This window comes from Maribacter thermophilus (assembly GCF_001020565.1).
GTDB classification, from domain to species: domain Bacteria; phylum Bacteroidota; class Bacteroidia; order Flavobacteriales; family Flavobacteriaceae; genus Maribacter; species Maribacter thermophilus.
In genome coordinates, this window is the sequence record NZ_LDAS01000001.1 from 1,353,238 (window position 1) to 1,366,014 (window position 12,777).

At 35.5% G+C, this 12,777-nt stretch carries 11 protein-coding genes and 1 tRNA gene; 5 read left to right on the plus strand and 7 right to left on the minus strand.

Annotated elements, in window-relative coordinates; translation table 11 throughout:
- Positions 1 to 70: 70 nt before the first annotated feature.
- The 6 genes from AB657_RS05880 to AB657_RS05905 all read right to left on the minus strand — a co-directional run bounded on the left by AB657_RS05880 (position 71) and on the right by AB657_RS05905 (position 6,888).
- Positions 71 to 631 carry a DUF6985 domain-containing protein gene (locus AB657_RS05880; protein WP_157491607.1) on the minus strand — a complete coding sequence of 187 codons (561 nt, stop codon included), beginning with the start codon at positions 629 to 631 and terminating at the stop codon, positions 71 to 73.
- A 178-nt stretch (positions 632 to 809) separates the two neighbouring features.
- On the minus strand, positions 810 to 1,370 hold the full coding sequence (locus AB657_RS05885; RefSeq protein ID WP_052958639.1) for a hypothetical protein: 561 nt from the start codon (positions 1,368 to 1,370) through the stop codon (positions 810 to 812).
- Between the two features lie 183 nt (positions 1,371 to 1,553).
- Positions 1,554 to 2,675: a serine hydrolase domain-containing protein gene (locus AB657_RS05890; RefSeq protein ID WP_047245646.1), complete on the minus strand. Its 1,122-nt coding sequence runs from the start codon at positions 2,673 to 2,675 to the stop codon at positions 1,554 to 1,556.
- A 132-nt stretch (positions 2,676 to 2,807) separates the two neighbouring features.
- Positions 2,808 to 3,212 (minus strand): DUF3592 domain-containing protein, encoded by a 405-nt coding sequence (locus AB657_RS05895; protein WP_198146878.1) that lies wholly within the window; start codon positions 3,210 to 3,212, stop codon positions 2,808 to 2,810.
- A gap of 436 nt (positions 3,213 to 3,648) precedes the next feature.
- A complete protein-coding gene (locus AB657_RS05900; RefSeq protein ID WP_047245648.1) occupies positions 3,649 to 5,691 on the minus strand; it encodes a hypothetical protein in 2,043 nt (680 codons plus the stop codon).
- 1,112 nt (positions 5,692 to 6,803) lie between these two features.
- A tRNA-Ser gene (locus AB657_RS05905) sits at positions 6,804 to 6,888 on the minus strand.
- A 112-nt stretch (positions 6,889 to 7,000) separates the two neighbouring features.
- On the opposite strand from AB657_RS05905, the gene AB657_RS05910 reads away from it, so the two are divergent.
- The 5 genes from AB657_RS05910 (at position 7,001) to AB657_RS05930 (ending at position 12,283) form a co-directional block, all read left to right on the plus strand.
- Positions 7,001 to 8,008 carry a glycosyltransferase gene (locus AB657_RS05910; RefSeq protein WP_047245649.1) on the plus strand — a complete coding sequence of 336 codons (1,008 nt, stop codon included), beginning with the start codon at positions 7,001 to 7,003 and terminating at the stop codon, positions 8,006 to 8,008.
- Between the two features lie 90 nt (positions 8,009 to 8,098).
- Positions 8,099 to 10,018, plus strand: coding sequence for a BatA domain-containing protein (locus AB657_RS05915; protein ID WP_047245650.1), 1,920 nt, complete (start codon positions 8,099 to 8,101; stop codon positions 10,016 to 10,018).
- A gap of 7 nt (positions 10,019 to 10,025) precedes the next feature.
- Positions 10,026 to 11,285 carry a dihydroorotase gene (locus AB657_RS05920; RefSeq protein ID WP_047245651.1) on the plus strand — a complete coding sequence of 420 codons (1,260 nt, stop codon included), beginning with the start codon at positions 10,026 to 10,028 and terminating at the stop codon, positions 11,283 to 11,285.
- Between the two features lie 2 nt (positions 11,286 to 11,287).
- On the plus strand, positions 11,288 to 11,617 hold the full coding sequence (locus AB657_RS05925) for a hypothetical protein (protein WP_047245652.1): 330 nt from the start codon (positions 11,288 to 11,290) through the stop codon (positions 11,615 to 11,617).
- Positions 11,618 to 11,623: 6 nt separating this feature from the next.
- Complete coding sequence (locus AB657_RS05930; RefSeq protein ID WP_047245653.1) at positions 11,624 to 12,283, plus strand: alpha/beta hydrolase; 660 nt, start codon at positions 11,624 to 11,626, stop codon at positions 12,281 to 12,283.
- Here AB657_RS05930 and AB657_RS05935 read toward each other — a convergent pair.
- On the minus strand, positions 12,280 to 12,774 hold the full coding sequence (locus tag AB657_RS05935) for a hypothetical protein (RefSeq protein ID WP_047245654.1): 495 nt from the start codon (positions 12,772 to 12,774) through the stop codon (positions 12,280 to 12,282). The genes AB657_RS05930 and AB657_RS05935 overlap by 4 nt on opposite strands.
- Between the last annotated feature and the right edge of the window lie 3 nt (positions 12,775 to 12,777).

Consider the following 12,777-nt stretch of genomic DNA (forward strand, 5'->3'; position numbering starts at 1 on the left):
GTGATAGGATTTTAGCAAGTGGAGTACACAATTTTTTATTGTTTTTTTACCCTGGTTCTTTGCAATGGTATTATTCAAGCGATACTACATCATTGTTTTTTAAGTAAACCGTAAGCCCATGTTCCTCGTTCCAACTACAATCAAAAAGCAACTCTAATTCATCATCTTCTTGCCCAACACAAATGGTATTAATGCATAAATTTCGTTTTATGAATTCTTCGTTGGAAAACGTAGTTTGATGTAAAATTTCCATAGTTCTTTTCGCATATTCAAAATGTTTTGCAGCCGCATATGCCCCATTGTTTCCAAATGTATAGTCCACGACCGCATCCAATACTTTTTTTTCAATATTGACCGATTCTTTCACAAACGCTTCAATAGTCTCAAAATCACCAACCTTTTCCGACGCGTAAAAAGTTATCGTTTCTGCATTGGAACAAGGCTCTTCATAGTATTCATAAACATCTGATTCGTCATACCATTCCGGACTATTTTCGGGATCTTCAAAATTTTCCGGGTTATAAAGGTTATAATAAACGTTCCAGTCCTTGAAAATAAAATTAGGTATCTCTACATCTATTTCTCCAACCTTTTCATTTTCTTCGTTAAGTTGCTTTAGTAGCATATTCATTCAATCTTTTCTTTCAATGGTTTAATTGCCGTTAAGCGTATCTTGTATTAGTAGTAGCCAACTTGCTCCACTAACTTTTCTGTTCTATTCTGTATTGGCCTTTGTTATAATTAAAAGTAAGAAATTTTAAAAGGCTAAAAGTGTAGCAATCAACTATGGCCCTTGCTGTAGCATGCTTTTATTGCTTTCTCAGTAAAATAATGCTAAAACCAATGAGGGTTAGCGCATAACCAAAAACCAGTCGATAAGGCAACGGAATTATATGCCATAAAATAAGATTGGCCATGAACACCAAGATGATTCCTAATATACCTTTCTTCAAATAGTTGAAACTTAAAATCAGTAATCCCAGATTAAAAATTTTTGAGCTCGGCCCAATGGTCACAAAAGGTTTCCAAATGGACGGAATTTTAGAGATATGTCCCGTGAATTCATTTCTCATTTCCTCATCAGGAAAGCTCCACCAAATAAAGTCCAATACACACATTCCAATAATGCAAACAATACCAACGATGGTCAAGGGAATTCCTATCAAGCTATATATTTTTTTAGGAAAAGTCACTGTTTGGGGAATCAAAAAAGTTACTCCCACCAATAAAAACCAATGCGCAAAATCTATAGGTTCTTGGTTATATACAAAATGATTTCCCTGAGATAATAATATTTGGCCAATCAAAAAGAAAACAAGTCCGATCAGAAAGAGTATTCTATTGGTTATCTCATATGTTCTATCTTCCATTTATTTCGTTTTATTGTAATATGCCACATCTATATTGGCGATGGGCAGTAGCGAATTGCTACCTGCAACCCTTTTAATTTTGCACGGTGCCAAATCGTTGTATTTTGTTTTTAATGGTTAGTGCTTAAAAGCCAACATTCATGCCTAAAAGGCCCATTTACAATATACAGTGTAGGCATTTTGTTATTTTTTTTCCAATGTTCTTATCAGACCAAAACACAATTGGTCGATATTGCCCATTTTTTCATGAAATGCAGAAACATTGGATAGAATTATTATTCCATTTTTGTTTTCTAGATCTAAGGCCATTGATGAAGTATAACCTCCAGTTCCTCCATTATGCCAAATTAATTCGCCTCCATTTTTTCTTTTTAATATATGCCATCCAAGTCCAATACTCATATTGTCGTTTACTTTAAATGTAGGCTTTTGGGTTAGGGTTAATTCAATATTGGCAGTATCAAATTGAGCCACAGCAAATTTGGATAGATCTTCAACAGTAGAAAAAATAGCGCCACCACCGGCTAAAACATCAAAATCCCAATTTGAAGTCGTTTTTCCATTGGAATTTAGTCCTCCGACAAGTTTTGTTTTTAGGTTTTCTCTTGTACTTGTAGAATTGGACATTTTGTATTTTGAGAATATTTTCTTCTGTAGTAGTGATTCATACGAGGATTTTGAAATTGTTGCCAATTCAAATCCCAAAATTCCGGCACCAAGATTAGAATATTCGTATGTAACTCCAGGATCTTGATTTAGTTTCATTTCTGTTGTCAAATAACTTATAAGCTTTTCTTGGTCGTAATCTTTATAAGGATTGTCTTGATCTACAAGTAAAAGGTTTAAATTGGAAGGCAATCTTGGAAGTCCAGATGTATGGTTTGCAAGTTGTTTGAACGTTATTACATTTTCTGTGTTAATGTTAAAATCAAGATAGTGTTGAATGTTGTCATCCAATGTTATTTTTTGGTCGCTCACAAAATTTGACAACAAGGTCGCTGTAAATACTTTGGTGATAGAACCTATTTCAAAAGCGTTCCTATAATTTTCAATTAACTTAATTGTGTCATTTTTTCTTTCAGTTCCAATAAAGTCGATTTTTCCATTTTTAATTAAGGCAATGGATAATTGAGTGTTGTTTGGCAACGATTTGGTGTTATCAAATATAAGTTCGGACTGTTCTTTATTGATACTATTATTTATGACTTTAATTCCATTTTCGGCAACGGAGGTTTGCCCGTTAGAACAACTAGAAAGTAGAAGTATGACAAATGCAGCTACATATTTTTTAATTTTTTTCTTCATAACTAATAACAACGGTTCGCACGTGGATGGCCCCTAGTTCGGACTATTCCGTGTAACTAAATTAATCAATTGGTAGAGACTTTGCGCCTAGCTTGAAACAAGCTATAAACTATAAACGGCTTAGCCATTGTTTTATCCTCTTGAATATAACAAATATCCGCCTCCGATAATCAGCAGAGGAGAAGCAATACATAAAAGTATAATGGTCCATCGGTACAAGCCCCAGAACGATACCACTTTTCTTTCATCAGATTCCGGGGAGTAAATAATATTGACCTTATCTCCAATTTTGTATGGCGCCGGACGTGAACTGACCTGACTTTTGAAGGTCATCAAATTTTTTGATCTATCCCTATATTCAAAAACTGGCTTGAAAGCAGTACCCTCATCATCACTAACTTCTATTAAATCAACAACCTCCGCTTTCGTTTTTATTCCGCTTTGCATTAGTTCCCTGGTGCCGTTGTACTGCCGTAAGGCAAAATAGATCAGGAAAATGGAAATTAGCAACATTCCGTAGTATAAATATTCTATCATTTTCATTTACTTAATATAATAAAGGCCAACGGTCTAGTATATAAGCCGTTTCAATGGCTTATATACCTCTTACGTTTTATTCTCATTAAATTGATGCAATAATAAGAAATAACAAAAGAGAGAATTAAGGTTATGTTATACAATGAAGCTTAGACTTCTACAACATTGGTAATCCTCCCTCTTGTACTACCTTAACCACGTTCACTTCTGTGAGACCTTAGATCTCGTTTTCAAGTTGTTGAGGCTAAGGTAGTTTTTGAAAAAAAATAGCTCGGAAACGGCCCCGGGAATTTGATTTATAAACCTATAGGTCTAGAACAATAGTTTGTTCAGGTGCTTAAAAATCAAAACCGCCTTGAAAAGCGGTTATGTGAGTCGTTATTTTAAGGATTATGGGGTTGTGCAACGGTTACCATTGTTGTAGCCAGTTATTTTATTAATTCAATATTTTTCCATTCTCATCAAATAATTTAAAGCTTTTATATGATGTTGATAGAAATGATTTTTCTTCTTTAGTCATTAAGTCTTCGAATTTATAACCTGGTAACTCAAAGCCTTTAGGTATTCCTAACATCAATAAGTTTCCATTATTTAATAAAACAAAGCGTACATATTTTCTTTTCGGAAATGACACATATAGAGAAATTGCATTTTCAAAGTCTAATTCGTCTACTAATTCCATTGGCATATCTTCGGTCACTCTGTTTCTGTGATTAACAAATGACTTGTCGGTTGTGAATTTGATGTAAACCTTATTTTCTTTATTATCGTTGATGATTTTTTGTAAGAATAAATGTTCCTCAACACGAGATTTCAATTCGCTTTTTTTGTCTATAAAATTTTGAAGTGGCGTTATTTCTTCTCCAATTTCCATTGTCAAGTCGTAAATAATCTTTCCGTCAGATTTTTTGTCAATAAGTTCAGCTTGCCAGCAATCGCCATCAAAACTATAAGAACTAATGTGTGCTATAATTGATGATTTAACATCAAAATTATCTAGCTCTTCTTTCTCACGATAAAGTAAATCGTAAAGTTGTTTGTTTGGGTTTTCTATTCGAGATTTTAATTCTATTGGAAGTAATGGTACTAAATTTTGAATATCTTTTTCCAACTCTGTTTTTTTGATACTATCTTTTATAAAGTATTGATAGTTTTTGAGTGTATTATAAAAATGTAGCTTGTTAAAAGCATCAATTTCCTCGTCTTTAATTATTTCATAAGTTTTACTCTCGAAATATTCTTGTTTGTCAGAATTTAAGTTAGCATATGCTTTTGCGATTTTGCTACCATCTGAAAAATAGTGTTTTCGAGTTGCATCTTCAATTCTAACATTGGAACCCAATAAGATTTTATCAATATCTAAATCAAGTTTTCCAAGCTCTTCGATATAAGTTTTTCTAACGTTTGAAGCAATATTACTATTTGCGTTTCTGGAAACGTTATCATTCATCACATTTAAGAACGACTTAATAAAAACGTCCCAATTTTGAGTTTTGGAAGCTAAACTTGCAATCCTTTTTTGTTGAATGATTGGACCATTATCGAAACTGCAAGTTCCAACCTGTCTATTTAGTCTCATTAATTCTAAAGCTCTTTTTTTGGAAATTAATTGTGCGGTAAAGTCCTCTAAATCTCCATTAGAAACTTTATTTTCTTCTGCATATTCTAACGCTTCAATTAAGAGTTTTTTGAAATTTTGGTCATTAGTATAAAGACTATCTGCAAATATTTCTTTTTTAGATTGCCACTCATTTAATTCCTTTCTTCGGGTAATGAAATCTTGCTCTTTTTTGTAAGGTGGTTTGTTGGTTTTTAGTTCGTAATAATTTACTAATGAGTCAATGATAGTTCTTTTGTATGGTTTAAATCCATTTGATTTATTGTCACTATCATAAAAAATAGAGGTTTCTGGTCTCACTATTAAATCAGTATAGTTAATCCAATCCGAAAGTCTTTTTGGAATAGCGACTGATTTGAATTCATTATTCAAATAAAAGCCACGAATTGTGGTTATGCTATCCCTTTTGTTTGTATAACTAGAGTAAAAATATTTTAAGTTATTTTGGTTAAGGGAATCATTAAATGATAGTGTAATGCCGTGGTTTTGATTGTTCGCAATTTCAAAAGATTTTATTTCTAATTTCTTTTCATTTTTATAATCGGAATAAACGTTTTTTATTACCAGTAAATCATTGTCAATTTGTAATCCTTTGAATTTATTTTGTATTTGTTCTAGGTTCTCTGATTTTTTTAATTCGGCAAGAAAATTTTTTGGGTCTTTAGCAATGATTTCAAAATAACTAGCTGATGTTTGTGGTAGAGAGTAAAAATTAGGTGTTTCACTTCGACTGTAATTCCCTTCCAAGTCATTAATAATGGAATCAAGTTTTGGAATATCACTTTCGCTAATTATTGAATTTTGACAGAAAACATTTCCTGAAATCAATAATATTAGTAGTATGTAAAATGATTTTCTCATAATTGTGTACAACAATTGTATAAACGTACCGAGGTACGTTTATTTCTTTTTTAGGCGTAATTTACTAAATACCAATAAAACAGGCATTTATAGGGTTTATCGGTACATTAAACGTATACGATACCGTTACAAACGACTAAAATTGTATTAAATGAGTCTTATCACCTTTCTGTAATACCGGCATAACCTTAAACTATTTAACCATAGCTATGTTTTGTAAAGCGTATACATGTACATACTTTCTATAAGTAGAAATCCCCCTCAAATTAACTATTTTTTTGAAAAGATCTCTTACAGAAAAGCGTAATCACCTAGACCATAATCGCTTATATACTTTCTATTATAATCCTGTTCTAATACAGCCAATGAAAAAAAGAGTTTTTTTAATTAACTTCTAAATAAAAGTACCGTTGTGTTATTTGCATTTAACAATCACCTAATCATGAATCTATCCCGTAATACTGTTTATCCCACTATTATCCTTCGTTAATTAATATTAAAGTAAAGACAGAGTACAGACCAATAGAGTTAAATTTCTCTTAGTTGTCATATATCAATCAATTGTTAAATAGAGATGATAATTACTATTTTTTTAATTTTTTACATAATATTGCATGTAATATATACCTGATACACCTATCAGGTAACACAAAAAAAGCCGTGTCTTTCAACACAGCTTCTAAAAACTAGGGCTTTTTAAGCCTCTCTAACCATCTGGACAGAATGTCCAACATGGTGAGAATTAAAATAAAATCTTCCATATGAAGATATTTGAATGGATTTATAAATCCCTTTAAAAGCCAAGATTGCCCTCTTGGCTTTTTTTCATCCTAGTGGTTCTAGGAAACAGGGCTTCCGCAAAATTAATAGGTATTTAATATTGATGATTAAAAGTTACTCGTAGTTATTAACGGTTTATTTAACAATTTTTGAATAAAAAACAGACTAAAATGCTGATTTTCAATTATATAACAGAATTAAAGTAAAAAAAAAACTAAATGGTATATGTTTTTTTTATATACAAACCTCTCTTAAAAAATCTTAAATAAGATACCGGTATTAGCACCTAAAAATACAAAGCCCCGTAAACAGATGTTTACGGGGCTTTTATGCGGAGGAAGAGGGATTCGAACCCCCGGAGGTGTGACCCTCAACAGTTTTCAAGACTGCCGCATTCGACCACTCTGCCATTCCTCCTAAGCGGGTGCAAATATAGAAAGCTTTTTCTTTCTATTAAAATCTTTTTTCCATAATTATTTTTAAAATCCATTTTTGGGCGGTGTTACCACCTTTTTTTTAAATTGCCGCCATGAAAAATCCGTTGGTCAGTATTCTCGTTCCGTATAAGAATACCCAAGCTTATTTACCGGCCTGTATTTCTTCCATTTTAGAACAGACCTATGATCAGTGGCAACTTATTGCCGTAAACGACCACTCTACCGACAACAGCCCCGAAGTAGTGGCCGAATTCTCGAAAAAAGACTATAGGATCATAAATATAAACAACCACGGAAAAGGCATTATAGCGGCCTTGCGTACCGGTTTCGCCCACAGCAAGGGCTCCTTTATTACCCGTATGGATTCTGATGATATTATGGTACCCCACAGGTTAGATTATATGGTAAGGGCTTTACTAAAAAATGGTACGGGCCATGTGGCCGTTGGCCAGGTAAACTATTTTTCTGACAGAGGTATCAGCAACGGCTACGACCGGTACGAAAAATGGCTGAACAAACTTACCGCCAAAGGCACCAACTACAGCGAAATCTATAAAGAATGTGTGATCCCCTCCCCTTGCTGGATGACCTATAGAGAAGACTTTATAAAATGTGGCGGTTTTTCGCCCGATAGGTACCCCGAAGATTACGACCTTACTTTTCGTTTTTACGAAAACCACCTTAAAATAATACCCTGCGACCAAGTATTGTTGTTATGGCGAGATTATGATACCCGAACCTCTAGAACAAGTGAACACTACGCCCAGAATTATTTTTTGGACATTAAACTGTTCTATTTTTTAAAACTGGATCACGACCCCAATAAAACATTGGTGGTATGGGGCGCAGGTAACAAAGGAAAAAAAATTGCCAGAGAGCTATTAAAAAAAGAGATCCCTTTTTATTGGGTATGTGACAACCCCAAGAAAATAGGAAAAGATATATACGGTAAAAAAATGCTACCTTTTAAAATCTTGGAAGAGCTACCCAACACACAAAGCATTATAACGGTGGCCAATGAAGAGGCGCAAAAAGAAATAAAGGATTATTTTAATAGTAGAAACATGCAACCCATGACCGACTATTTCTTCTTTTGTTAAATGCCCCGTTTTTAATTTTAACCAAAGAATAGAACTTTGGGCGGATCTTCTAATTACAAAATAAGTATCTTTGACTAATCAATAACAGGAATGCAGTTTAAACATCCAGAAATTCTTTGGGCCCTTCTACTCCTCATAATTCCCATTATTGTTCACCTTTTTCAACTTCGCAGGTTTAAAAAAACCCCTTTTACGAACGTAAAATTGCTTAAAAAAGTGGTTTCGGAATCACGAAAGAGCAGCTCTTTAAAAAAGTGGTTGATCCTACTATGTAGATTAGGGCTATTTGCCGGGTTGATCATTGCCTTTGCACAACCCTTCAGCGCCAATAACGAAGCGCTTAGGCCCCAAGAAACCGTCTTTTACATCGACAATTCTTTTAGCCTACAGGCCAAGACACAGAACGGTACCTTATTGCAGAACACCATTCAAGATTTTATAAAAGAGACGCCAGAGAACTATACGTTCTCTCTATTTACAAATGACAAGGTTTTCGAAAATGTAGCCATTACGGATATTCAGAACGATCTTATAGACCTGGCCCCAAGTGTAGGCCACTTAAAATTAGACCAGATCGTACTAAAGGCCAATAGTTTGTTCTCTAATCGAAAAGAAACGTCTAAAAAAATAGTGCTCTTCTCGGATTTTCAAACATTGATGGGCCCTTTGCCTACCGATTCGTTGCCATCGCAACTATATCTTGTAAAATCGCCGACCCAGGATATTACCAACATCTCCATTGATTCTGTTTTCATTTCAAGATCTAACAATGAAATTATGGAACTTACGGCTCTCTTGTCTTCCAATAAGAATACGGAAGCCACTCCCGTTTCTTTGTACAATGGCGATAAATTGATCGCAAAGACCTCTGCAACATTCGATACCAACAAAAAGGCGACCGTTACCTTTTCGATACCCGCCAGAGAGGCCATTTTGGGCAGAATCGTAATTTCCGATTCAGGGCTTTTTTATGACAACCAATTTTATTTTAGCCTAAATACCACAGAAAAAATAAAGGTATTGGCCATTTCAAATGCAGAGGCGGAATACCTTCAGCGCATATACACCGAAGATGAATTCGATTTTACCAATACCGCACTCTCCAGTTTAAATTATGGCGCACTGGACAATTACAACCTAATAATACTGAACGAGCTGCAACAAATACCTTCGGGCCTTTCTACCTCCTTAAATACCTTTACAAAAAACGGAGGTAGTATTGTTGTTATTCCCGCAATAGAGATCAATGTGGATTCTTACAACCAGCTCTCTACCACCTATTTTAATACGGCCTACAAAGACCCAATAGCACAAACCGTGGCCATCTCCGAAATTGCTTTTGACCACCGTATCTATACCGATGTTTTTGAGAGAAACGTGGCTAATTTTCAATACCCAAAGGTTAATAGCTATTATGGTGTACAAACCAATGCACAAACGGCACTGGCACTACAGAACAAGGCTCCGTTTTTAATGGGCAACGACAATGCCTACTTTTTTAGCGCGTCTTTATCGGACGACAACGCCAACTTTAAGAACTCGCCGTTAATAGTGCCCACTTTTTACAACATTGCCAAGAGCAGTCTAAAACTGCCCTCGCTATACACTACCCTGGGCGAGTACAAAGAGGTAGAAATACCCATAACGCTATCAAAAGACAATATTCTTACCCTTGTCAAAGACGACTACGAGTTTATTCCGCAACAAAGGTCCTTGCCAAAAAAAGTGCAACTTATTTTTGAGGAAAACCCGACTACCGACGGAATTTTCGAAATACGAAACAACGGAAAAACCTTACAGAACATTAGTTTTAACTATAACAGAACAGAAAGTCGATTATCATATTTAAATCTGGAAAACCAAGAAAATATCAACTACTACGACACTGTTCTAAATTTCTTTGAGGATACGCAAAAAACAAATCGCATCAACGAATTTTGGAAATGGTTTGCTATTTTAGCGCTGGTATTTGCAGTGTTGGAAACCATACTCCAAAGACTATTAAAATAACCCTTACATGAACGTACTCTTAAAATCGGTCAAGATAGTAAATGCTGAATCGAAAGAATTTCATCTGAAAAAAAGAGATATTTTAATTAAAAATGGGGTGATAGAAAAAATTGCCCCCAGCATTGAACCGCCGAGCAAAACAAAGGTGTTGAGCCATAAGAACATGCATGTTTCCATAGGGTGGATAGATACCGGGGTAAGTTTTGGCGAACCGGGATACGAGGAAAGGGAAACTATATTCAATGGGCTTAAAACGGCGGCAAGTAGTGGTTTTACAGATGTGGTCTTAAACCCCAATAGCTTTCCGTTGCCCGACAGTAGTTCAGATATTGTATTTCTTAAAAATGCTGCGAAAGACCATTTGACAGGTCTACACCCACTTGGTAATCTTACCACAAGTGGAGAGGGCGTTGACTTGGCCGAACTTTTTGATATGAAAAATGCCGGTGCGGTAGGGTTTTACGATTTTAAACACCCCATAGCCAACCCAAACCTGCTAAAGATCGCTTTGCAATACGCACAAAATTTTGATGCTACCGTTTTCTCTTTTCCTTTGGACATGCACATTGCCGGAAAAGGTATTGTAAACGAAGGCATTGTTAGCACACGTCTAGGTTTAAAGGGTATACCGGCCATGGCAGAAGAGCTACAGGTGTCTAGAGACCTCTTTATATTGGAATATACGGGCGGAAAACTGCACATACCAACGATTAGTACCGCCAATTCGGTAAAACTGATCGCGGCCGCCAAAAAGAAAGGCTTAAACGTAACCTGTAGTGTCGCGGTACACAACCTATTTTTTACGGATACGGTACTGGAAGAATTTGAAACCGATTATAAGGTGCTCCCCCCCTTAAGGAGCGGTGCGGATACAAAAGAATTAATTAAAGGTGTTAAAAACGGCACTATCGATTTTGTAACCTCTGACCACACTCCTTTGAATATAGAAAGAAAGAACGTAGAGTTCGACAATGCCGATTATGGCACCATAGGACTAGAAAGTAGTTACGGAATTTTGAACAAAATATTCGACACCGAAGAGACTATTGAAATATTGACCCGAGGAAGAGAGTATTTTGGATTGGAAACGCCAAAACTAAAAGAAGGCGAAACCGCAAACTTGAGCCTTTTTGAGCCGGACACAACCTATAATTTTACCTCTGAAGATATTCTGAGCAGTTCCAAAAACTCTCTTTTTATAAATCAGGAACTAAAAGGAAAAGTTTTGGGAACACTCTCTAACCATAAAATGGTCGTAAACTTTTAACTATGGCAACAAACCAAGATATTCCCGGTAAAACCACGGGCATCATCGCCTACCTAACCATTGTAGGGGCCATTATAGCCATAACGATGAACGTTGAACCAAAGCATGATTTTGCCCGTTTTCATACTAGACAGGCATTTGGCATTCATTTATTGTTTCATGCATTCGCCTTATTTTCCAGTGTGTGGTACAACCAATATGGACTTTATGGGCTATACCTGTGCTACATTGTGCTTTGGGTATATGGTTTCATTGGCGTACTCAACAATAAAAAACAACTAATACCTATCCTTGGACCTTATTTTCAAAAGTGGTTCACCTTTATTCAATAATACTTTATGACTACCGCTCCCCTATCTTTAGAACACGTTATCAGACCTTCATCATTGTCACAGGAAAAGGCACCTGTACTTTTTATGCTACATGGTTATGGCAGTAACGAAGATGACCTTTTCTCTTTTGCATCCGAATTACCGGCAGACCTATGCATTATATCGGTCAGGGCTCCATATACACTGCAACCTTTTGGCTATGCATGGTACGCGATAAATTTTGACAATGAAAAAGGTAAGTGGAGCGATGACGAACAGGCGATAGAGTCAAGGGAAAAGATTGTAAAGTTTATAGACGAGGCGTGCGAAGCCTATTCGTTGGACAAAGACAATGTGAGCCTCTTAGGGTTTAGCCAAGGTACTATCCTTAGTTATTCCATTGCCCTCTCGTACCCAGAAAAGATAAAGAGGGTCGTTGCGCTAAGCGGATACATCAATGAGAATATCTTGGCAGAAAACTACACGAACAACAACTTTGAACAATTAAAAATATATACCTCACACGGTCAGGTAGATCAAGTGATCCCTATTGAATGGGCCCAAAGAACACCGGTATTCTTAGATAAATTAAAAATAAAAAACGTGTTCGAAGAATACCCTACAGGCCATGGGGTATCGCCACAAAACTTTCATTCCTTTAAAAAATGGTTGATAGCGAATTCTTAATTGTTTCTGGTGTACAACAGGTGATCTACCAATGTAAAATCAACCCCCAAATCATCTTTTAGTTCGTATTTGATCAGTAATTCCCCCCAATATTTTCCATCGGAAAAATCGGTTAAGATCCACTTATGGTTGAGTACCTTTATCTTGTTGATCTTAAAATCGTTCTGCATTCCCTCGTAAGGCACCAAAGGGTTATCTCCTTCAGACTCATTGGTCTCCAACAATTTATCGGAAATATATCTCGACGGGTTTTCTAAATCTAGATGCTCATAGTATGCCAAGGCATCATCATTGTTTTCCAAAGAAAAATATTGCATCTCCAATACACTAAGTTCTGCCTGTTGTAAAGAATCCTTTAAGTTTTCCACTTTGGTTTCCAAAGCCTGGATCCTGGCATCACTTGCCGCTGTCATTTTATTTGAGCTAACAAATAGGTAAAGGCATATTAAAGCCGCAAAAATAAATAAGTACAGATATATTTTATTCTTCATAAT